The organism is Agrobacterium sp. LY4, assembly GCF_001526585.1.
Lineage (GTDB): Bacteria > Pseudomonadota > Alphaproteobacteria > Rhizobiales > Rhizobiaceae > Agrobacterium > Agrobacterium leguminum.
On sequence record NZ_ASYA01000016.1, the window covers coordinates 71,314 to 93,099 of the forward strand.

Here is a 21,786-nt window from a genome sequence, read left to right on the forward strand (position 1 = left end):
GCTGCCGAAAGGCAATTTAGGCCGCCAAAAGACAGTTTTGGCACCTGAATCATACAGTATTGACGGTTTGGTTCTCGGGAAAAATTCCCCCAAAGGATATCGAAGGCAGATTTTGATGCGGGCAATGAAGGTAATTCTGGCTGGTGTGGCCATGGTTTCGGTTCTGGCAGCGACGCCGGTTATGGCTGCGCAATGCGGCAACACTTCGGCGGGCTTCGATGCCTGGGTCGGCGCCTTCAAGCAGGAAGCGGCGGGCCGCGGCGTCAGCGCCTCGGTGCTCGACCGTGCTTTCTCCGGCGTCTCCTACAACCAGGCGACGATCCGCGCAGACCGCGGCCAGCACAGCTTCAAACTCTCCTTCGAACAGTTCATGCAGAAGCGTGGCGGTCAGACGATCATTTCGCGCGGCAAGACCATGAAGAAGAACAACGCTTCTCTCTTTGCTTCCATCGAGCGCGCCTATGGCGTGCCGGCCGGTCCGCTGCTCGCCATCTGGGGCATGGAAACCGGCTTTGGCGGCTTCATGGGCAACCAGCACACGCTTTCCGCCGTGGCGACGCTCTCCTTCGATTGCCGTCGTTCGGATTATTTCACCGAGCAGCTTTATGCGGCCCTCAAGCTCGTCGGCAGCGGTTCGCTGAACGTCAATGCCAAGGGTGCGGCCCATGGTGAAATCGGCCAGACGCAGTTCCTGCCGCTGAACGTCGTGCGTTACGGCGTTGATTTCGACCGCGACGGCCGTATCGATCTCGTCGGCTCGCGCGCCGATGCACTGGCCTCCACCGCGAACTTCCTTGTCGGCCATGGCTGGCAGCGTGGCGCCGGTTATCAGCAGGGACAGGCGAACTACGCCGCCATCCAGGGCTGGAACGCCGCAAGCGTCTACCAGCAGGCCATCGCCTTCATCGGCAAGGCGATTGACGGCCAATAAGGCCGCTTTCCACGGACTGAAATTTCACTTCCGTCATGCCGGTCCCCGGAACAAGCCCGAGGATGATCCGGCATCCAGCCACGGCGCGTCTGTGCCGTGGACAAGTCTTGCCCGATCAAGGGCTTGATCGCGCTGGACCCCGGATCAAGTCCGGGGTGACGAGGCTTTGAAAATCACAGATCCGGGCGACGAAAATCGCCCGTTTTGCTGTCCATCACCCACAATTCGCCGGTCGAAATATCGAACCATGCGCCGTGCAGCTTCACCTTGCCGGCGGTTTCCTGCGCCTTGACGAAGGGGAAGCCGCGCAGATTGGCGATGGAGTTGCGGATGGAAACCCGTTCCAGCGCGGTCTGGCGCTCGGAAGCGGTCATGACATCGTTGCTCTGGATCTGCTCGGCCGCGGACTTGACCATGTTCATCCATTTGCCGATGAAGTCGCCCGGCGACAGCGGTTCGAGATTGGGATCGAGCGCTGCCTGAATGCCGCCGCAGCGGCCGTGGCCCATGACGACGATATCCTTCACCTTCAGAACCTGAACGGCGTATTCGATGGCCGCCGAGGTGGCGTGGTACTGCCCGTCCGGCTCGAAGGGCGGCACCATGTTGGCGACGTTGCGGACAACGAAAAGCTCTCCCGGTCCGCAGTCGAAAATGGTTTCCGGCGCGGAGCGGGAGTCACAACAGGCAATGAACAGGGTCTGCGGTTTCTGTCCGGTGTCGGCCAGAACGCGGTATCTTTCGCGCTCGTCGACATAGCGGCCGCTCATGAAGTTCTTGTAGCCGTTGAGAAGGGTTTCCGGAAAATCTTTCATCTATCGCAGTACCGTTGTGGTTGGACCGAGATCAAGAGAAGAACTCGGTGCGTTGAAGACCAATCCTTTGGAGCATTTTCGCTTTTCTTCGAACCGCGAAACCGCTCCAACTCCTTTTTTGTCGCATTTCCGGACGGAAAACCGAGGGCCACTTTTCCTGGAAATGCTCTAGCCGCTATTTGCGCTTGCTGCGCGAAGGATGCAAGAGATGGCGCATCTGCACCATGGCCATGGGTGTGGAGAGACTTGAAGAGTCCGTCTCCAGCGTCAGTTCGTTCATGTCGCGTTTTTTGGTGCGGGCCAGAATTTCGAACACGCTGGCGGTTGCGAGCTGCAGCGCCTTTTCGTCATCCATGCCTTCCAGCAGGCGGGCGAGGAACAGCGCCGACATCAGGTCGCCGAGGCCGTTCGGCGCATTCTCAATGGCGCGGTGTTCGGCAAGCAGCGCGTGGCGGCCGCTGAGATAAAGATTGCCGGTGCCGCCCGTCATCATCGGCACGGCTGAGGTGACCAGCATTTTCGGCGGGCCGAGGGCGAGCGCGGCATCCATGATGGCATTGTTGGTCTCGAGCTCCGCGCCGCTCATCCATGCGAGTTCATAACGGTTCGGCGTGGCGACGGTGGCAAGCGGAATGAGGTGATCGCGGATGGCTTCTGCGGTCTCGAGCGGAATGTAAAGCCCGCCCAGATCGCCCATGACCGGGTCGCAGGCGTAAATCAGCGACGGGTTCTTTTCCTTCAGATTGCGGATCAGCCTTGCGACGGAGCGCACCTGTGCGGCACTGCCGAAATAACCGGTCAGAACAGCCTTGACCTCGCCGATCCATTTGGCGTTTTCGAGGTCGGTCATGGCCTTGTCGAAATCGTCGTCCTGAAAGCGCATGCGGGTGGAAGGGCCGTGGCCGGGATGCCAGGGCATGACGATGGTGGGAACCGCCCAGACGGGATAACCGAGTGTCTCCAGCGCAAAGACAGCGGCGCGATTGCCGACGGAACCACGCATGACATGGCTGGAAATGACGATGACGGCGCCCTGTGTATTTTCCTGCATCACGGCCTTCTTGCTTTCAAACGAGGCAGAAAGCCCGCAAGTGCACCCCGCCTTGCCACTGCCCAAAGATCAAGATGCGCTCTCATGACATATCGCAAGGCCGGTTTCCACCGTTAATCCCGCAAGGGTCTGTCCCGCAAAAGCATGGCGCGGTCAGGTTCTCTGTCTCTGCCAGCGCTACCTGCCTGTCATTGCGAGATTGCCGAAGTACTCTATAGTTGTACCATGCTCGATCTCGTCATTGCCTATTGGCCGCATATTCTTGCCGTTCTCTCGATTTTGATGGGAACCGTGGCGGCCGTGCATGCCACGATGACGAAGGAGGAGGTCCGCTCCGCGCTCGGTTGGGTCGGCGTCATCGTGCTGTCGCCCATCGTCGGCGCGGTCATCTATGCCATTGCCGGCATCAACCGCATTCGCCGGTCCAACATCACCCAGCAGCGGTCCTTCATGCAGGACGAAATCATGGATCGCGTGGCGCGTCTGGATGCCAGCGGCGAGACGATAGCCGCGCGTTTCGGACGCCGGTTCGAGGCGATGAAGACGCTGGGCGACCGGGTGACGCGCCATGCGCTGACGACCGGCAACGGCATCGAGCCGCTGGTGACGGGGGATGCCGCCTATGCCGCCATGCTGGAGGCCATCGACGAGGCGAAGCGGTCGATCATTCTCGAAACATATATTTTCGACAATGACCGGATCGGCGCCCGCTTTGTCGCGGCGCTCGAAAGGGCGAAGTTTCGCGGCGTGGAGGTGCGGGTGCTGGTGGATGCGGTGGGTGCGCGTTACTCGGTGCCGAGCATCCTGCCGACGCTCAGGGAAAAGGGCATCGTCTGCGATGTCTTCAACGGCAATGTCATCATGGGGCTGCGGCTGCCCTATGCCAATCTGCGCACCCACCGCAAAATCCTCGTGGTGGACGGGCGCATCGCGTTCAGCGGCGGCATGAATATTCGCGAGGGTTTTACTCAGGAATTCGGCGGCGAAAGCCAGTCGCACGATACGCATTTCAAGATCACCGGGCCGGTCGTATCGGATTTTTTCTCCATCGCGGCGGAGGACTGGCGCTTCACGACAAGGGAGCTTCTGGATGCGCCGGTCTGGGATATCGCCATCCCCGATGGCGTGCCGGGCTCGCAGATCGTCGCCCGCGTCTGCTCCTCCGGGCCGGACAAGAGCATCGAGACCAGTCACAAGATGCTGATGGGCGCGTTTTCCGTCGCGCGTTCCTCCATTCTCATCATGTCGCCCTATTTTCTCCCCGATCGGGAGCTTATTTCGGCGCTCATAACCGCAGCAAGGCGGGGAGTCGTGGTGGATATCATCGTGCCGAAAAGCAACAATCTGGTGCTTGTGGACAGGGCGATGACGGCGCAGTTCGACCAGATGCTGAAGAATTACTGCCGCATCTGGCGGGCGACGGGGGCTTTCAATCATTCCAAGCTTCTGGTGATCGACGGGCGCTGGAGCTACATTGGCTCTTCCAATCTCGATCCGCGTTCGCTGCGATTGAACTTTGAGATCGATCTCGAAGTTATGGATGAGGAATTCGCCGCGACAATCGGCGAGCGCATCCGGGATGCACGGGCAACCGCCTTGCCCGTGCGGCTCAGCGAACTGAATGCGCGGCCATTCGTTGTCCGTTTTGTGGAGCGTGTCCTGTGGCTCGCTTCGCCTTATCTTTAGAGTGCGGTGCGTCCGGCAGGGCGCTGCGCGAGACCGGAGGCATCGACGCGTGAAAAAGAACGGTTTGCTGGATGATGAAAAAACGGCTTTGACGAAAAACACCAGCCTGTCCGCCTTCGTCATGCAGTCGCTGCGCGACCGCCGCCAGCGCCAGAATACGGCGCCAGCGACGAAAGATCATTCCTTCCCCGTCATCGCCTCCTACAATGTGCATAAATGCGTCGGCCGCGACCGCAAGTTCGATCCCGATCGCACCAGCCGCGTCATTCAGGAAATCGGCGCTGACATCATCGCCCTCCAGGAAGCGGACAGCCGTTTCGGCGAGCGCACCGGCCTGCTCGATCTCGCACGGCTGGAGCGGGAAAGCGGCCTCATTCCCGTGCCCGTGCAGGCCGGCGTGAAGGCGCATGGCTGGCACGGCAATGTCGTGCTGTTCAAGGAAGGGGCGGTGAGGGATGTGCATACGCTGAAATTGCCGGGGCTGGAGCCGCGCGGCGCGCTCGTCGTGGAGCTGGATCTGAAACGCGGCGGCACGCTGCGGGTCATCGCCGCCCATTTCGGGCTTCTCAGACATTCCCGCGCCCAGCAGGCGAAAGCATTGATCGGCCTTCTGGAAGCACGCAACGAATGCGCGACCATCCTCATGGGAGACCTGAACGAATGGCGTCTCGGCAACGGGTCGTCGCTCAATACGTTCCGGGATGCTTTCGGCGCTTTGCCGCCGGCGGTGCCGAGTTTTCCGTCCAACCTGCCGGTGCTCGCGCTCGACAGGATCATCGCCAATCGTGAAGGGCTGATCGAGCAGGTGGAGGCGCATGACAGCGCGCTGGCGCGCATCGCCTCGGATCATCTGCCGTTGAAGGCGGCGGTGCGGACCGACCTGCTTCCGGTCTGATACCGTTGCGGATGATATGCCGCAAGCAGGAGACCGGAGCCGAGCAGTGGGAAGTCGTTACGCTGCCGTCAGATGGCTGCGCGAACGGGCTTCCAGCAACGATGTGCGAATGGCTTCCATCAGCCGCTCACGGTTGTTTCTGGTCTTGCTTCTGTCCAGGTTCTGCGCGGAAAGCGCCAGATCCAGACCTTCATGCATCACTATCGAATAGGCAACGGTCGTTGCCCAGTTTTCGTATTCCTGCTCCATCGTGCAGCCCCTGAACTAAATCATTTAGTCCGAATCACCCTGTTCTTGAGAATTTACCACAAAATACAAAGCATAAAATAGCATCGTTTCTTGCTGATCCGTCGAGTTGGTTTGGATATATTGATTTTTGGCAGGTTCAATGCGGAACAATATAGGCGATTTTCCCGCTTAAGCATTTGAAACTGATTCTATTTCAGTGAAGTCGCATAGACATTTCCAGCCATAAAAAACGCCGCGCATCGAGGGATGCGCGGCGGGCTTGCTTCGAAGGTGGCGGTGGATGGGAGTGCGGTCTCAGCCGGCCTTTTCGAGCTTGTAGTCCGAATTGGCCGGTTCTTCCTGCTTGTGCTGGATGAGCGGACGATTGCCCGCCAGCCTGCGCACCAGCACGTAGAAGACCGGTGTCATGAAGATGCCGAAGAACGTTACGCCGATCATGCCGGAGAACACCGCGACACCCATGGCCGCACGCATTTCCGCACCTGCGCCGGTGGAGACGACCAGCGGCACCACGCCCATGATGAAGGCGAGCGAGGTCATCAGGATCGGGCGCAGGCGAAGCCGGCTTGCCTCGATGGCCGCCTGAAGCGGCGTTCGTCCCTCGAATTCCAGCTCCCGGGCGAATTCCACGATCAGGATCGCGTTTTTCGCCGAGAGGCCGACAAGGACGACAAGGCCGATCTGCGTAAAGATGTTGTTATCCCCTCCCGTCAACCAGACGCCCGTGAGGGCCGCAAGCACACCGAGCGGGACGATCAGGATGATCGCAATCGGCAAGGTGAGGCTTTCATATTGCGCGGCGAGCACGAGATAGACGAGCAGCAGCGCCAAGGGGAAGACCACGATGCTGGAATTGCCGGCCAGAATCTGCTGGTAGGTCAGGTCCGTCCATTCGTAGTCGACACCTGCGGGCAGGGTTTCGGCAAGGATTTTTTCAATCGCCGCCTGCGCCTGTCCCGAGGAGAAGCCCGGCGCCGGACCGCCGTTGATATCGGCCGCAAGGAAGCCGTTATAACGGTTGGTGCGCTCCGGCCCCGTCGTCGCATTTACCTTCAAGAGCGTCGACAGCGGGATCATTTGACCCGATGCGGAGCGAACCTTCAGGCGACCGATATCTTCGGCGTGGGCGCGGAACTGGGAATCCGCCTGGACCCGCACGCTGTATGTCCGTCCGAAGGCATTGAAGTCGTTGACATAGAGCGAGCCGAGATAGATCTGCAGCGTCTGGAAGACGTCGCTGACGGAGACACCCAGCTGTTCCGCCTTGGCGCGGTCGAGATCGGCGAAGAGCTGCGGCACGTTGATCTGATAGCTGGAGAAGATGCCCGCAAGTTCCGGCGTCTGATACGCCTTGCCGATCACTGCCTTCGTCGCTTCATCCAGCGTCTGATAGCCGTAGCCGGCGCGGTCTTCGATCTGCAGCTTGAAGCCGCCCGTCTGGCCGAGACCGTTTACCGGCGGCGGCGGGAACATGGCGATGAAGGCATCCTGAATGCCCGCATATTTCTGGTTCAGCTGCATGGCGATGGCGCCGCCGGACAGTTCCGGTGTCTTGCGCTTTTCGAAGTCATCGAGAACCGCAAAGACGATGCCGGAATTGGAGCCGATGGTGAAGCCGTTGATCGACAGGCCCGGGAAGGCGATGGCGTGGCTGACGCCGGGTGTTTCGAGCGCGATGTCGCTCATCCGCTTGATGACGCTTTCCGTGCGGTCGAGCGTTGCGCCGTCCGGAAGCTGGGCGAAGCCGATCAGGTACTGCTTGTCCTGCGCCGGCACGAAGCCGCTCGGGACGGTGGTGAACATGCCGTAGGTGGCGGCCACCAGCGCCATATAGACCATCATGACAAGGCTCTTGCGCGTTACCAGCCCGCCCACGGTTTTGCCGTAGCCGTTGGAGGCTGCGCCGAAGGCGCGGTTAAAGCCGCGGAAGAACCAGCCGAGAATCTTGTCCATGAAGCGGGTCAACCAGTCTTTCGGTGCGCCGTGCTCCTTCAGCAGCAGGGCTGCAAGAGCGGGCGACAGCGTCAGTGAGTTGATCGCCGAAATGACGGTGGAGATGGCGATGGTCAGTGCGAACTGCCGGTAGAACTGGCCTGACAGGCCAGAGATGAAGGCAAGCGGCACGAAGACGGCGACCAGAACCAGCGCAATCGCGATGATCGGGCCGGAGACTTCGCGCATCGCCTTATAGGTGGCGTCACGCGGCGAGAGCCCGTTTTCGATGTTTCGTTCGACGTTTTCGACGACCACGATCGCGTCATCCACCACGATGCCGATGGCGAGCACGAGCCCGAACAGCGTCAACGCGTTGATGGAAAACCCGAAGGCATACATGACGGCGAAGGTGCCGATGATCGAGACCGGAACGGCGATCAGCGGAATGATCGAGGCGCGCCAGGTCTGCAGGAAGAGGATGACGACAAGCACCACGAGGCCAACGGCCTCGAGGAGTGTATCGACAACCTTTTCGATGGAGGAGCGCACGAATTTCGTCGTGTCGTAGACGATTTCGTATTTCACACCGTCAGGCATTGCCAGCTGCAGATTGTCCATCGTGGCGCGGACATTGTCGGCGATTTCGATGGCGTTGGAGCCGGGGGCCTGAAGCACCGCGACAGCCACGGCAGGTTCGCCGTCGAGCAGCGAGCGCAGCGTGTAATCGGCCGCGCCGAGTTCGATGCGGGCGACATCGCGCAGGCGGGTGATTTCACCGTTGGCGCCGCTCTTGACGATGATGTTGCCGAATTCCTCCGGCGTCGTCAGACGGCCCTGGGCATTGACGTTGAGCTGCAGGTCGACGCCGTTCGGGCTTGGGGAAGCGCCGATGACGCCGGCTGCGGCCTGAACGTTCTGCTGGCGGATGGCGTCGGAAACGTCGCTGGCTGCCAGATCATGCTCGGCCACCTTCTGCGGGTCGAGCCAGACGCGCATGGAATAGTCGCCTGCGCCGAAGACCTGCACCTGGCCGACACCTTCGATGCGGGCGAGGCGATCCTTGACGTTCAGCGTCGCATAGTTGCGCAGATAGGTGATGTCATAGGCGTCGGTCTTCGAGACGAGGTTGACGACCATGATGAAGTCGGGCGAGCTCTTGACGGTGGTGATGCCGAGTGCGCGCACTTCCGCCGGCAGGCGCGGTTCGGCCTGCGACACGCGGTTCTGCACCAGCTGCTGCGCCTTGTCAGGGTCGGTGCCGAGCTTGAAGGTCACGGTCAGCGTCAGCACGCCGTCAGACGTCGCCTGGCTGCCCATATAGAGCATGTCCTCGACGCCGTTGATCTGTTCTTCCAGCGGTGTCGCGACGGTTTCGGCAATAACGGTCGGGTTCGCACCGGGATAGGTGGCGCGGACAACGACGGATGGCGGAACGACTTCGGGATATTCCGAAATCGGCAGGGCGCGCATGCCGAGTAGGCCTGCCACCACAATCAGGATCGACAGAACGCCGGCGAATACCGGCCTGTCGACAAAAAATCTGGAAATATTCATATCCAGTCCCTCTCCGGGTCTTTGGGAATGCGAAGGCCGTTCCGGCGGCAATCCTGCCGCCGGTGAAGGCCGGTTCTGTCTGAAGGGGCGTCTCGCGAAAGCGCGGGACGCTTGCTGATCAAAGAGGCGGGTTACTGCGAAGCAGCAACCTTGTCTTCCGCCTGCGGTGCGATGGTCGCGCCGGGGCGAATGCGCTGCAGACCGTTGACGACGATCGTATCACCGGCGGCGAGGCCGCTTTCGATGATGCGCTGGCCATCGGCCGGTGCGCCCGGCTTGATCTGGCGGTAGCTCACCTTGTTTTCGGCATCGACCACGAAGACGAAACGCTTGTCCTGATCCGTGCCGATGGCCCGGTCGCTGATGACGATGCGGTTCTCCGGCTTCGGTTCACCCATGCGTACCCGCACGAACTGGCCCGGAATGAGCCTGCCGTCCGGATTTTCGAAGACGGCGCGGACACCGATGGTGCCGCTTGCCGAATCCACCTGGTTGTCGATCAGGTGCAGCGTGCCCTTGATCGGCGTGCCTTCATCCGAAAGCGTGCCGATTTCCACCGGGATCTGTTCGAGGGCGGGCAGGGCGCCGTCCGTCTGCGGCAGTTCGGCAAGCGCCTTGGCCACGACGCCTTCGCTGGCGTTGAAGCTGGCATAGATCGGGTTGACCGATACCAGTGTCGTGAGCGCCGGCGAGGTCGAGCCGGCGGCGACGAGGTTGCCGGCGGTGATTTCGATGCGGCCGACGCGGCCGGAAACCGGGGCGAGGATTTCGGTATAACCGAGATCGAGCTGAGCCGTGGTCAGGGCTGCGCGGGCGGCGCGAAGCTGGGCTTCGGCATCCGCAAACGAGCTTTGCCGCTGGTCGAGATCGCTCTGGGAGATGGTGCGGTTATCGGAAAGCCTGCGGCCACGGTCGAGTTCGGTCTTCGCAAGGCTGACCTTGGCTTCGGCCGAAGCGACCTGTCCTTCAGCTCCCGCAACGGCGGCCTGATAAGGGGCCGGGTCGATGGTGAAGAGAGGATCGCCTTCCTTCACCAGCGCGCCTTCGCGGAAATGTACGGCCTTGATCTGGCCGGCGACGCGGGAGCGGATCTGCACCCGGTCAACGGCTTCGAGACGGCCGGAAAACTCTTCCCAGCGCATGACGTCGCGGCTTTCCACCTTGGCGACGGTGACCGGGATTGCCGGCGTTTCGGCAGGCGTGGAGGCGGCCGTTGCATCGCGGCTGGTGGGGAGGTCGAAAAACAGTGCTGCTGCTGCAACGGACATGGCAAGTCCGATGCCGGCACCCGTCAGGGCCCGGCGCTTTGTGTTCAGCGTCATGGGTTTCTCCTTGGCTCCCGATCAGGAGCCGGTCAGTTTCTTTATCTCTTTGCTTTTTCGCATTTCCGGACAGGAAACCGGGGTCCACTTTTCCTGGAAATGCTCAAACTCTTTAGTTCTGTCGCATTTCCGGACGGAAAACCGGTGGCCACTTTTCCTGGAAATGCTCTCGATGCGGTATTCAGTGTTTCAACTGGTCAACGAAGGTCTTGAACTCCGAACAGACGGATGAGACCCATCCGCCGCCCTCTCCTTGATAAAGCCCCGTCCAGCCGACGCCGGCGGGGAAAACATGCTGCCGGACGCTGACACCGGAGGCGATGAGGCGGTCTGCATAATTGACCGTTTCGTCGCGCAGAGGGTCGTCCTCGGCAGTAAAGATCAGCGCCGGCGCCACCCGGTTCAGCCGCGTACACTGGCAGGGCGCGGCATAGGGGTGGAAAAACCCGCACGCCTTGGCAAGGTAATGGCTCCAGCCATCGGCCCAGCGCTGGCGCATGCCGATCCTGTCCGCGTCGCGGAAGGATTCCGTCGTCATCATCGGGTCGATCATGGGCGACAGAAGAATCTGGCCTGCGAGTTTGCCCGGCATGCGGTCACGGGCCTTCAAGGCAAGCCCCGCCGCCACATTGCCGCCAGCCTCTTCGCCGGCCACGAACAGCAGCGATTTCGCGCCGCCATAATGCTTGCGGTCCCGGCTCAGATGATCGAGCGCCTCATAGGCGCAGTCGATGACCATCGGAAACTCGTTGCCGGACGGCTTGCTGTAGTCGGCTTCCACGACCACTGCGCCGCTTTCCGCAAGCGCGCGGGCCACCGGAAGCTCGGGGCAATTGCCGCCCGGCTCAAGGCCGGGTTCTAGAAACGATCCGCCGCGCAGATAAAGCACGACAGGCGGATGGCTGCAGAGGCAGGAACCTTCATAACGGCGCACGGAGAGCTTCGACGCGGACGTCTCGCTACCCATATTTTCCCAATGCGCGTTCATGACTCCAGATCCTTTGCGCCGCCACTTAAAGCGTGTTGCGATCCTTCGGATACGCTCCTGCGCTTTAAGTTTTTATCTTGCCGCATGTCGTCACCGCAAAACCGCAACGCACTTTTGCGCGACATGCTTGAAGGCGGATCATATTGCAAAATCTGAAATCCATATTATTGTTCGGATCGAAACGATCAAGCATGCAAATTTGAAAACACTATTCCGAAATCACGGATAATCATATCTCCGAGGCAGTGAATGGATCAGCTCTCCGCCATGCGGGTTTTTACGCGGGTCGTGGAAACCGGCAATTTCAGCCGCGCCGCCACCGCGCTGAACATGCCGAAAACCACTGTTACCAATATGGTGCAGGCGCTGGAGGCGCATTTGCACACCACACTTCTCAACCGCACCACGCGCCGGGTGATGCTGACAACGGACGGCGCTCTCTATTATGAGCGGGCCTCACAGATTTTGTCGGAAATCGAAGAACTTGACGGCAGCATGTCCAGCGCTCAGGTTCAGCCCTCCGGCCGGTTGCGGGTGGAAATGGCCGGTGTCTTCGCGGACCTCGTGGTTATCCCACATCTTTGCGAATTTTACCAGCGTTATCCGCAAATCCGTCTCGATCTCGGTGTCGGTGACCGTCTGGTCGATTATATCGCGGAGAATGTCGACTGTGCGCTGCGGGTCGGTGTGCTGCGCGATCAGTCGCTGATTGCCCGTAAAGTGGGCGAACTCCGGTTCGAGACATTCGCCTCGCCGTCCTACATCGAAAATTTCGGCATGCCGCAAGAACCGGAGGATCTGGAGAAGGAGCATTATTCGGTGGGTTACCTCAATGCCACCACCGGCCAGATCATGCCGGCTTCCTTCGACAATGGCGTGCGCAGCGTCGAGCTGACCCCGAATTATGTCGTCTCGGTCAATGACAGCCGCACCTATCTCAATGCTGCGCTGGCCGGCATGGGCATCGTGCAGCTTCCCGTCTTCATGGTGAAGGATGCGCTTTCGCGGGGAGAACTGGTGCCGGTGCTTTCCGAATGGCGGCGCGAGGCCATGCCGATCTATGTGGTCTATCCGCAGACCCGGCATGTAACCAACAAGGTCCGCGTTTTTGTCGACTGGCTGGCCAAGCTGGTGCACGGTCTGGTGTGAGGCGACCAGTCACCGCCCGACCCTTGCCGCGACAAAATCGATGAAGGCGCGCACGCGGGCGGCCAGGTGTTCGTGGCCGGCATAAACCGCGTGGATCACTTCCATCTCCTCGGCATTGTAGTCTTCCAGCACCGGCACGAGCAGGCCCGCCTCGATATCCGGCTCGATATGAAATTCGCCGACCCTTCCCAGCCCCAAGCCCGTCAGGCAGAGCCTTCGCATGGCCATGCCGCTGTTGACCGAGACATTGCCCGTTACGGGCAGTCGGTAGACCTCCGTAGAACCGGGGTTGCGAAACGGCCATTCGTTGAGGCTGCGGCTGAAATTGAAGCTGAAGCAATTGTGCCGCGCCAGATCCTGCGGTGTTTCCGGCATGCCGTGTCGTTCGATATAGGCGGGGGAGGCGACGATGACGCGACGGACTTCCTTCAGCTTTCTCGCCTTCAGGGATGAATCTCCCATCGCGCCCGAGCGGATGGCGATATCGGTGCGTTCCTCGATCAGGCTGATGACGCCGTCGGTCAGCGAGATATCCAGCTCGATTTCCGGATAAAGCGACAGGAATTCCGGCGCAAGCGGCAGGAGATAACGTTCGCCGAAGCCCAGCGTGGCGTTGACGCGCAAAAGGCCGCGCGGCACCACCTTGCCGCCGCTCGCCACGATCTGCTCGGTCTCGGCTATGTCGGCGAGAATGCGCCTTGCCCGCGCAAGATAGACTTCGCCCTCCGGTGTGAGCGTGACAAGCCGGGTGGAGCGGGCAAGCAGCCGGGTGCCGAGGCGGTCTTCGATACGTGTGACAAGCTTGCTCACCGCCGAGGGTGAAAGCTTCAGCCTGCGCCCGGCGGCGGAAAAACTGCCGAGTTCGGCCGCCGCCACGAAGACTTCCATTTCTCCGGCCCGATTGTCCATCGCCGCACCACCTGTGAAATCAATTCAAAGGTATTTATCCGACCTTGCCGATTATCATGCAAGTCCCCTTCGCCCATATTGCGTCCATAGATTTGATCCAACCGGACAGCATCGCTGTCCAAACGATGCAAGCCGACAGCATCGCTGTCCAAATGATCCAACCGGACGGCGTTGCTGTCCAGAACGCCCGCGATCCCGCTCCGGGCGAAGAGGTATTTGTCATGCCATTGGCCATATTTGCCTTGACGATCGCGGCCTATGCGATCGGCACCACGGAGTTTGTGATTGTCGGCCTTCTGCCGACGGTCGCGACCGATCTTCACATCACCCTGCCGCTTGCCGGCCTCATCGTCAGCGTTTATGCGCTGGGCGTTACCTTCGGTGCGCCGATCCTGACGGCGCTGACCGGCAGGATCGAGAGAAAGCCGCTGCTGCTCGGCCTGATGGCCCTGTTCGTCATCGGCAACAGCGCGGCGGCCCTGTCGCCCAGCTATGAGATGCTGCTTGTCGCCCGCGTCATCGCCGCCTTCGCCCATGGCGTCTTCTTCTCGGTCGGCTCCACCATCGCCGCCGATCTCGTGCCGGAAAATCGTCGCGCCTCGGCCATTGCCATGATGTTCATGGGGCTGACGGTCGCCATCGTCACCGGCGTTCCGCTCGGCACCTATATCGGGCAGGTCTTCGGCTGGCGTGCGACCTTCTGGGTCGTTGCCGCCCTTGGCGTCATCGCCTTCTTCGGCATTGCCACGCTTCTGCCGAACACGCTCAAGAAGGCGCCGCCGGCGAGCCTCTTCGATCAGGTCCGTGTTCTCGGCTCCGGTCGCCTGCTCATCGTTTTCGCCATGACCGCGCTCGGCTACGGCGGCACCTTCGTCGCCTTCACCTTCCTTGCGCCGATCCTGCAGGATGTCACCGGCTTTTCGGAAAAAAGCGTCAGCCTGATCCTCGTGCTTTATGGCATCGCCATTGCAGCCGGCAATATCGGCGGCGGCAGGATCGCCAACCACAACCCGGCCAGGGCGCTGATCGGCCTCTTCCTGGCGCAGGCCATCGTGCTGCTCGTCTTTTCCTTCACCGCCTTCTCGCCGGTGCTGACGCTCATCACGCTTGCCGCGCTCGGTTTCCTGTCCTTCGCCAATGTTCCCGGCCTGCAGCTTTATGTGGTGCAGCTTGCCAAGGAACATCGCCCCGGCGCTGTCGATGTCGCCTCGGCGCTCAACATCGCCGCCTTCAACCTCGGCATCGCCATTGGCGCATGGCTTGGCGGTCTGGTGGTGGAATCGCCGATGGGTCTTGCCGCAACCCCGTGGGTCGGCGCCATTCTCGTCGCCGTGGCCCTGCTCTTGACCCTCTGGAGCAGCACGCTCGACCGCCGCGCCGCGCTGACCCTGAAAACCGCCTGAACTTTTCATAAAATTCCCGGCCGCTCCCAAGTCGGCCGGGCCACTTCAAAGGAGAAAATATATGTTTGATGTCACCGCAAATGGCGCTTCGATCCCGGCGCTGGGTTTCGGCACGTTTCGTATTCCCGGTGCCGATGTGCTGCGCATCGTTCCCCATGCGCTGAAAGCCGGTTTCCGCCATATCGATACCGCCCAGATCTACGGCAACGAAGCTGAAGTCGGCGAAGCTATCGCTGCCTCGGGTGTGGCCCGGAGCGACGTGTTTCTGACCACCAAGGTCTGGGTCGAGAACTACAGGCACGATGCCTTTCTCGCCTCCGTGGATGAGAGCCTGAAAAAGCTGAAGACCGATTATGTCGACCTGCTGCTGCTGCATTGGCCGAACGAGGCGGTTTCGCTTTCCGAACAGATCGGCGCACTGAACGCGGTGAAGGAAGCGGGCAAGGTTCGCCATATCGGCGTTTCCAATTTCAGCACGGCGCTGATGGCCGAGGCGGTGAAGCTGTCCAAGGCCCCGATCGTGACCAACCAGATCGAATACCACCCCTATATCGATCAGGACGTGGTTATCGCCGCGGCAAAGGCCGCCGGCATGTCGGTGACGGGTTATTACGGCATGGCCGACGGCAAAGTGTTTAACGATCCGGTGCTGAAGGAAATCGCCGCAGGCCGTGGCAAGTCGGTGGCGCAGGTGGTGCTGCGCTGGCTCGTGCAGCAGCAGGGTGTCATCGCACTGTCGAAAACGGTCAGCGAAGCCCGCGTCGATGAAAATCTCGCCATCTTCGATTTCGAGCTTTCCACCGATGAAATGGCGGCGATCCGCGCGCTTGCCATGCCGGGTGGCCGCATCGTTTCGCCGGAAGGGCTTGCACCCGTCTGGGACAAGGCTGCCTGACAATTAGGACCGGGGAGGGAACGCCCTTCCCGGTTTGCCCATGCGTGGGAAATCCTCGCGCATTTCGCGCGGCGATGCGCGTCACAGCCCATGGAAACGTCGCGTTTCACATCGGGTGCAGTGAAGATTTATCCGCCTGTTCTGGAAATTTGGAGCGGGCGAAGGGATTTGAACCCTCGACCCCAACCTTGGCAAGGTTGTGCTCTACCCCTGAGCTACACCCGCTCAAATCCACCGGTCCGGGGTAGTTCGCTGAACCGTGGGCCGCCGAAGCGGCGACGGGTGCTATATCGCTCAATCGTTTTTGGAATGCAACAGTTTCTTTTGCGGTTTCGGTGGAAATCCGCCTGTGCGCGGATTTATCTGAAATCTGGCGGCCATCACGGGCTGAAGCGCAGGGAATTTCCGCTGAAGATATTGTTTCAGCTGGTTTTATCTCCCTGTCACGGGAGTGGCGGCCGGCGGGAAGGCCAGAAAATAACCTATTTACATTTGGTTAAAATCTGATTCGACAAGTGATTCGTTCGGGTGTACAAATTTCCTGTCCACGAAAAAATCGAAACGATATTGGGAACGATACTTGGCATATCATCATCGGGAGGATGAGCCTTGTCGTACGCAGCTTTTGAAAGAGTTGGCGCACAATTGTCGCCAGAGCAGATCACCGATCTACAGAATATTTTCGATGGCGTATGTTTCGAGTGCCTTCAAGATCGCAGCAGCCATGTTGCCAATGAGTGCGCAGCGGTTTTGATCCGAAGCGCCCAGCGCGGCATTCTCGACCATGAAATGTTGCGCGATATAGGGCTTGCGGTCTTACGTCGGCATTGATTGCGCCATTCCGTTAAAAAAAAAGCGCCCGGGTGTCTCGGGCGCTTTGCTGTTTGGGCAGGCGAGAGCCGTTTTCCGCTCAGCTCTTTTCCTGCACATGCGCTTCGAGGAACCAGAGCGACTTGTCGAGATCGCGCGAGGCGGCGGTGAAGATATCCGCCGTCGTCGGGTCGCCCGCCTCGTCGGAATCGTCGATTGCCTTGCGGATCATGTTCGCGACTTCGCCATAACGCTCGATCAGTTCGTCGAGATGGTCGTGGATTTTGTAGATATCGGTCGGATAGGCCTTGAGCTTCGTCGTCGAGGAAACCGATTGCAGGCTGCCGAGCGCCGTGCCGCCAAGCTGGACCACACGTTCGGCGATGGTGTCGCCGTGATTGTCGAGCTGGGTGCGGAAAGTGTCGAGAAGTTCATGCACGGCGATGAATTGTGGGCCCTTGAGGTTCCAGTGCGCCTGCTTGGTGATAAGCGCAAGGTCGATCACCGAGGCCAGCGATTCGTTCAGAATGCCGATCACGGTCGACTTGGCGTTGGAAGGCAGGTCGTTCTTCGTCTTGTGCGTCTTCATCGATGTCTCCTGAAGTTGCGGACGGAATGCCGCTTTGGAAAAGTCCGTCGTTTAACGTCCGGGCCTGTGGCCCTGTTCCATGCTAAGCACCGGGACAGCAAAAATCCTGCACAATCATCATGTCATTCGTAAAACAGGCAGATGCGCCGGCCGTCTATTTCATTGACGCGGATCGGCATGTCGTAGATCTCCTTGAGGACGTCCGGACGGATGATCTGTTCCGCCGGCCCCTGATGGCAGATGCGGCCTTCGCGCATGGCGATGATGGTGTCTGAATACCAGGAGGCGAAGTTGATGTCGTGCAGCACCAGAACCACGGTCTTCTTCAGCTCGTCGGCGGCCTTGCGCATGATCTTCATCATGCTGGAGGCGTGTTTCATGTCGAGGTTGTTGAGCGGTTCGTCGAGCAGCACGTAATCTGTATCCTGGCACAGCACCATGGCCACGAAGGCGCGCTGGCGCTGGCCGCCGGAAAGCTCGTCCAGAAACCGGCCGGCAAGGGCTTCGAGATGCAGATATTCCAGCGCCCGGTCGATATGGACCTTGTCTTCGATGGTGGGGCGGCCCTTGGAATAGGGGTAACGGCCGAAACCGACGAGATCGCGCACTGTCAGGCGTGAGGAGATGTGGTTGTCCTGCCGCAATATGGAGAGCCGCTTTGCCAGCGTGTCGGAAGGGGTTTTCGTGACATCCAGCCCGTCGACGGTCACCGTTCCGGCATCCATCGACATCAGCCTTGCGACGATGGAAAGCAGGGTCGATTTTCCCGCACCATTCGGCCCGATGATGGAGGTGACGCCGCCTGCCGGAATGGAGACGGAGACGCCATCGACGACGAGGCTGTCGCCATAGGATTTGCTGATCTGACTGGCGATGATCATCGCGCACCCCGCTTCAAAATAAGACCGATAAAGACGATGCCGCCGAGAAATTCGATGATGATCGAGAGCGCCGTATCGAAGGCGAAGACCCGCTCCAGCACCACCTGGCCGCCAACGAGGCAGATCACGGCGATGAGGATTGCGGCCGGCAGCACATAGGCGTGTTTGCCGTTGCCGGTGAGATAATGGGCAAGGGCTGCAACCAGCAGCCCGAAGAACATGACCGGGCCGACGAGGGCGGTTGAGACGGCGACCAGCACGGAGACCAGCACGAGGATGATGGTGACCGTGCGCTTATATTCGACCCCGAGGCTGATGGCCGTTGCGCGGCCGAGCGAGAGGACGTCGAGCGTGTGCATCAGCCTGAGCCCGATGATGGTCACCACGCCGATGATGACGGCGGAGACGGCAAGAAGCGTCGGATCGATGGAGTTGAAGCTGGCGAACAGCACATCCTGCAGCACCGTATATTCATTGGGGTCCAGCACGCGCTGCATGAAACCCGAGAGGCTGCGGAAGAAGACGCCGAAAACGATGCCCACCAGCACGAGAAGATGCAGGCTGCGTTCCGCGCCGACGAAAAGCCAGCGATAGAGCAGGGCGGAAAAGGCGACGAGCAGGCTGGTTTCAGTGAGAAATTTCAGCTGCGGATCGATCATGACGACGGTTGCCGAGCCGAAAACGAAGATCAGCCCGGTCTGCATCAGCACATAAAGCGAATCGAAACCCATCACCGAAGGGGTGAGGATGCGGTTGTTGGTGACCGTCTGGAACAGCACGGTGGAGACCGCGATGGCATAGGCCACCAGCAAGAGCGACAGAAGCTTGATGCCGCGAAACGGCAGCACGAAGCTCCAGCTGCCCTTGGCGCCCAGCGTCATGAAGGCGGCCATGGAGATGAGTGCGAATGCCGCAAGCACGAGTAGAACGGCTTTCGCACGCCGGTCGGGATGTCTCTCACGCATGGTGGCGTTTCCGCAGCAGGAGATAGAGGAACAGCGCGCTGCCAATGACACCGACCACGGTTCCGATGGGTATTTCGTAAGGCGCGCGCACGGCTCGGCCGATGATGTCGCAGGAAAGCACGAAGACCGCGCCGAGCGTCGCCACCCAGGGCACGGAGCGGCGCATATTGTCGCCGATCATCAGGCTGACGACATTCGGCACGATCAGCCCGAGAAAGGGGATCATGCCGACGGTGACGACGACGACTGCGCTGACCAGCGAGACGATGGTGAGGCCGAGCGCCATCACCCGGCGATAGTTCAGACCGAGATTGGTGGTGAAATCGCGGCCCATGCCGGCCACGGTAAAGCGGTCGGCGGCGAGATAGGCGGCGATGGCGAAAAGGAAGCCGACCCACAGCAACTCATAACGGCCACGCAGCACGCCGGAAAAATCCCCGGTCATCCATGCGCCCAGCGACTGCAAGAGATCGAAACGATAAGCGAAGAAGGTGGTGACGGCGGAAATGACGCCGCCTAGCATGATGCCGATCAGCGGCACAAGCAGCACGTCGCGCAGCGGCACTTGCCTCAGGATACGCAGGAAAAGCGCGGTGCCGGCGAGCGCGAAGACGGCGGCCACCAGCATCTTGCCGAAGATCGGCGTGTCCGGCGCCAGAAGGGTGACGATGAGAAGGCCGAGGCCGGCGGATTCGGTGGTCCCCGCCGTCGAAGGTTCCACGAAGCGGTTACGCACCAGCATCTGCATGATGAGCCCGGCAATCGCCATCGAGCTTCCGGCCAGGATCAGCGCCAGCGTGCGCGGAATGCGGCTGACGAGCAGCACGCGCAGCGCGTCTGCACTCGTGTCCGGTGCGAAAAGCGTTGTGAGCGAAACGTTGCTCACGCCGACGAACAGGCTGACGATGGCGAGCGTCAAGGCCAGAAGAAGGGCAAGGATGAGAGACAGGGATTTCACGTTGGCGGTTTTTCGAAAATGGTGAAAGCTCCCGTGGCTTGGCAGGCTGCCGAAACAGGTGTCCGACCTCTCCTTGGTCATCCTCGGGCTTGACCCGAGGATCCAGAACCTGACGCGCGATGGATCCTCGGGTCAAGCCCGAGGATGACGTCGAGTATGGAGCAGCCTTCAGAAGCGGATGCCTAGAGGCTTTTACGATTTCTTCTCGGAAACGGCCTTGTAGACCTGATCGAGCAGGGTGGAGAGCGCCGTATAACCGCTGCTGACAATATAGGCCGCCTGCGGATCGAGATAAACGATCTGCTTTTTTTTCCAGGCATTGGTCTGGTGCACCAGCTCGTTATCCAGCACCTGCGCGGCCGCCTTGCCGGGGTCGGTGGCGCGGCCGATGCCGGCATCGCGGTCGATCACGAACAGCCATTCGGGGTTGACCTCGGCCAGATATTCGAAGGAGACGACATCGCCGCGGTCGAAACGGTCGTCGATGTCGGCGGCGACCGGCTTGAAGCCGATTTCGGTGTGCAGCCAGCCGGTGCGAGAGCTCGGGCCATAAACGCCGACCTTGCCGGCATTGGTGACGAGGATCATCGCCGTGCCGGAATTGGGTGCGATTTCCTTCAGCTTCGCCACTTTTTCATCGATGGCGGCGTCGAGCTTCTTGGCCTCTTCCTGCTTGCCGAAGATATCGCCGAGCTTGGTGATGTTGGCTTTCACGCTGCCGATGAATTCCTTGGAATCCACCGACATGTCGATAGCGGGCGTGATCTTCGCAACGTCCGGATATTTCGCCCGCGAACGGCCGCCGACGATGACGAGATCGGCCTCGGCCGCATTGATCGTCTCATAATCGGGCTCAAACAGCGTGCCGACCTTCAGATATTTGCCATCGGCATATTTCTGCAGATAGGTGGGCAGGTTGGAGCCAACGACACCGGCGGGCTCGACGCCGAGCGCATCGAGATTGTCGAGCGAGGGAATATCGAGAACCAGAACCTTCTTCGGCGCCGCCTTCAGCACGGTTTCGCCCTGCGCGTGCTTGATCGTCATTTCTTCGGCAATTGCCGTCGTCGCGCCGAGGCTGAAGGCCGCTGCCGCCAGCAGCCGAACGGGGAAGGTGAAGTTGATGGCCACTTATATGTCCCTTGCACTATGTTCCGAGCCGGCGGAAACGATCCCACCGGGTTAACTTGATGTTGATGATCAGCTTTATTGGCAAGGTCGGCGGAAATCAAAATTATGTTTTAGAACGGTTCTGAATTGCGGTGAGCGGGAAAGGGGGAGCCGCGTATAGCAAGACTCGTTGTGATCGCCGGACGTAGGACGCAGCCTAGCCACGACATCCGTCATGCCGGACTTGATCCGGCATCCAGCCGACGCGCGTCTGCGCGGCGATGAGGGTTCTTTCAGCCCAAGGACTTGGGCTGGCTGGATGCCGGATCAAGTCCGGCATGACGGGGTCTCAATAGCAGCAACAGGTAGGCAGGTTCCCCTCACTCCGGCGGCCAGTCGCCGACGATTTCGCGCCTCTCCAGTTTCAGCGACCGATCCGGTTGCACGCGGTAGGTTTCGATCGCCAGCCGCCCGTCGCCCATTACGAATTCATTGCTAAGCGTGCTGCCGATGGGGGACTTGGTCAGTTTGGTGCGCGGCTGCCCGCCATAGGTGATGCTGCCGGGAATGGGCTCGACATCGGGGGCGGTGGTGCAGCCGGCAAGCGCCAGAACCATCATGATCGCAATCGTGCGCATGTCTTTCTCCTGCGGTTGGCGCAATTCTATCATGGGCGTGCGTGCATCACACA

20 protein-coding genes and 1 tRNA gene are annotated in these 21,786 nt (G+C 60.4%); 7 read left to right on the forward strand and 14 right to left on the reverse strand.

Annotated elements, in window-relative coordinates:
* The first annotated feature begins 115 nt into the window (after window positions 1–115).
* Window positions 116–931: a lytic transglycosylase domain-containing protein gene (locus tag L904_RS15715; RefSeq protein WP_003522625.1), complete on the forward strand. Its 816-nt coding sequence runs from the start codon at window positions 116–118 to the stop codon at window positions 929–931.
* Window positions 932–1,104: 173 nt separating this feature from the next.
* On the opposite strand, the gene L904_RS15720 is transcribed toward L904_RS15715, so the two are convergent.
* Together L904_RS15720 and pdxY are read right to left on the reverse strand one after the other, a co-directional pair.
* A complete protein-coding gene (locus L904_RS15720; RefSeq protein ID WP_006312112.1) occupies window positions 1,105–1,746 on the reverse strand; it encodes a carbonic anhydrase in 642 nt (213 codons plus the stop codon).
* A gap of 175 nt (window positions 1,747–1,921) precedes the next feature.
* Window positions 1,922–2,797, reverse strand: coding sequence for a pyridoxal kinase PdxY (gene pdxY / locus L904_RS15725; protein ID WP_031233580.1), 876 nt, complete (start codon window positions 2,795–2,797; stop codon window positions 1,922–1,924).
* Window positions 2,798–3,022: 225 nt separating this feature from the next.
* On the opposite strand from pdxY, the gene L904_RS15730 reads away from it, so the two are divergent.
* Both L904_RS15730 and L904_RS15735 read left to right on the forward strand, forming a co-directional pair.
* The gene (locus L904_RS15730; RefSeq protein ID WP_031233581.1) at window positions 3,023–4,483 is read left to right on the forward strand and encodes a phosphatidylserine/phosphatidylglycerophosphate/cardiolipin synthase family protein; all 1,461 of its coding nucleotides are present in this window, start codon (window positions 3,023–3,025) and stop codon (window positions 4,481–4,483) included.
* A gap of 49 nt (window positions 4,484–4,532) precedes the next feature.
* Window positions 4,533–5,378 (forward strand): endonuclease/exonuclease/phosphatase family protein, encoded by an 846-nt coding sequence (locus tag L904_RS15735; RefSeq protein ID WP_020809336.1) that lies wholly within the window; start codon window positions 4,533–4,535, stop codon window positions 5,376–5,378.
* 57 nt (window positions 5,379–5,435) lie between these two features.
* Here the strand turns inward: L904_RS15735 and L904_RS15740 are convergent, their stop codons facing one another.
* From L904_RS15740 to L904_RS15755, 4 genes are all read right to left on the reverse strand, one after another.
* A complete protein-coding gene (locus L904_RS15740; RefSeq protein WP_031233582.1) occupies window positions 5,436–5,627 on the reverse strand; it encodes a hypothetical protein in 192 nt (63 codons plus the stop codon).
* A gap of 294 nt (window positions 5,628–5,921) precedes the next feature.
* Window positions 5,922–9,116, reverse strand: a complete 3,195-nt coding sequence (locus L904_RS15745) for an efflux RND transporter permease subunit (protein WP_020809338.1) — start codon at window positions 9,114–9,116, stop codon at window positions 5,922–5,924.
* Between the two features lie 131 nt (window positions 9,117–9,247).
* Window positions 9,248–10,438: an efflux RND transporter periplasmic adaptor subunit gene (locus L904_RS15750; RefSeq protein WP_003522618.1), complete on the reverse strand. Its 1,191-nt coding sequence runs from the start codon at window positions 10,436–10,438 to the stop codon at window positions 9,248–9,250.
* A 181-nt stretch (window positions 10,439–10,619) separates the two neighbouring features.
* The gene (locus L904_RS15755; RefSeq protein WP_020809339.1) at window positions 10,620–11,426 is read right to left on the reverse strand and encodes an alpha/beta hydrolase fold domain-containing protein; all 807 of its coding nucleotides are present in this window, start codon (window positions 11,424–11,426) and stop codon (window positions 10,620–10,622) included.
* A gap of 249 nt (window positions 11,427–11,675) precedes the next feature.
* On the opposite strand from L904_RS15755, the gene L904_RS15760 reads away from it, so the two are divergent.
* Window positions 11,676–12,575, forward strand: a complete 900-nt coding sequence (locus L904_RS15760) for a LysR family transcriptional regulator (RefSeq protein ID WP_003522616.1) — start codon at window positions 11,676–11,678, stop codon at window positions 12,573–12,575.
* Window positions 12,576–12,584: 9 nt separating this feature from the next.
* On the opposite strand, the gene L904_RS15765 is transcribed toward L904_RS15760, so the two are convergent.
* Complete coding sequence (locus L904_RS15765; protein ID WP_020809140.1) at window positions 12,585–13,484, reverse strand: LysR family transcriptional regulator; 900 nt, start codon at window positions 13,482–13,484, stop codon at window positions 12,585–12,587.
* 221 nt (window positions 13,485–13,705) lie between these two features.
* Here L904_RS15765 and L904_RS15770 point away from each other — a divergent pair, with 221 nt between their 5' ends.
* On the forward strand, window positions 13,706–14,887 hold the full coding sequence (locus L904_RS15770; protein WP_031233494.1) for an MFS transporter: 1,182 nt from the start codon (window positions 13,706–13,708) through the stop codon (window positions 14,885–14,887).
* A 61-nt stretch (window positions 14,888–14,948) separates the two neighbouring features.
* Entirely contained in the window at window positions 14,949–15,782 is an 834-nt protein-coding gene (locus tag L904_RS15775; protein WP_020809142.1) for an aldo/keto reductase, read from the forward strand.
* Window positions 15,783–15,932: 150 nt separating this feature from the next.
* Here L904_RS15775 and L904_RS15780 read toward each other — a convergent pair.
* Window positions 15,933–16,007, reverse strand: a tRNA-Gly gene (locus L904_RS15780).
* Between the two features lie 384 nt (window positions 16,008–16,391).
* Here L904_RS15780 and L904_RS28160 point away from each other — a divergent pair.
* A complete protein-coding gene (locus L904_RS28160; protein ID WP_004443464.1) occupies window positions 16,392–16,613 on the forward strand; it encodes a hypothetical protein in 222 nt (73 codons plus the stop codon).
* A gap of 79 nt (window positions 16,614–16,692) precedes the next feature.
* Here L904_RS28160 and dps read toward each other — a convergent pair whose 3' ends face one another.
* The 6 genes from dps to L904_RS15815 all read right to left on the reverse strand — a co-directional run bounded on the left by dps (window position 16,693) and on the right by L904_RS15815 (window position 21,733).
* Window positions 16,693–17,181, reverse strand: a complete 489-nt coding sequence (gene dps, locus L904_RS15790; RefSeq protein ID WP_003522611.1) for a DNA starvation/stationary phase protection protein Dps — start codon at window positions 17,179–17,181, stop codon at window positions 16,693–16,695.
* A 122-nt stretch (window positions 17,182–17,303) separates the two neighbouring features.
* Complete coding sequence (locus tag L904_RS15795) at window positions 17,304–18,062, reverse strand: ABC transporter ATP-binding protein (RefSeq protein WP_020809143.1); 759 nt, start codon at window positions 18,060–18,062, stop codon at window positions 17,304–17,306.
* Entirely contained in the window at window positions 18,059–19,027 is a 969-nt protein-coding gene (locus L904_RS15800) for an iron chelate uptake ABC transporter family permease subunit (RefSeq protein ID WP_020809144.1), read from the reverse strand. The genes L904_RS15795 and L904_RS15800 overlap by 4 nt, the downstream gene beginning before the upstream one ends.
* Window positions 19,020–19,985, reverse strand: coding sequence for an ABC transporter permease (locus L904_RS15805; protein WP_031233497.1), 966 nt, complete (start codon window positions 19,983–19,985; stop codon window positions 19,020–19,022). Before L904_RS15805 ends, L904_RS15800 begins: the two co-directional genes overlap by 8 nt.
* A gap of 192 nt (window positions 19,986–20,177) precedes the next feature.
* Entirely contained in the window at window positions 20,178–21,116 is a 939-nt protein-coding gene (locus tag L904_RS15810; RefSeq protein ID WP_020809146.1) for a siderophore ABC transporter substrate-binding protein, read from the reverse strand.
* Window positions 21,117–21,475: 359 nt separating this feature from the next.
* Window positions 21,476–21,733: a hypothetical protein gene (locus L904_RS15815; RefSeq protein WP_020809147.1), complete on the reverse strand. Its 258-nt coding sequence runs from the start codon at window positions 21,731–21,733 to the stop codon at window positions 21,476–21,478.
* Window positions 21,734–21,786 lie beyond the last annotated feature (53 nt).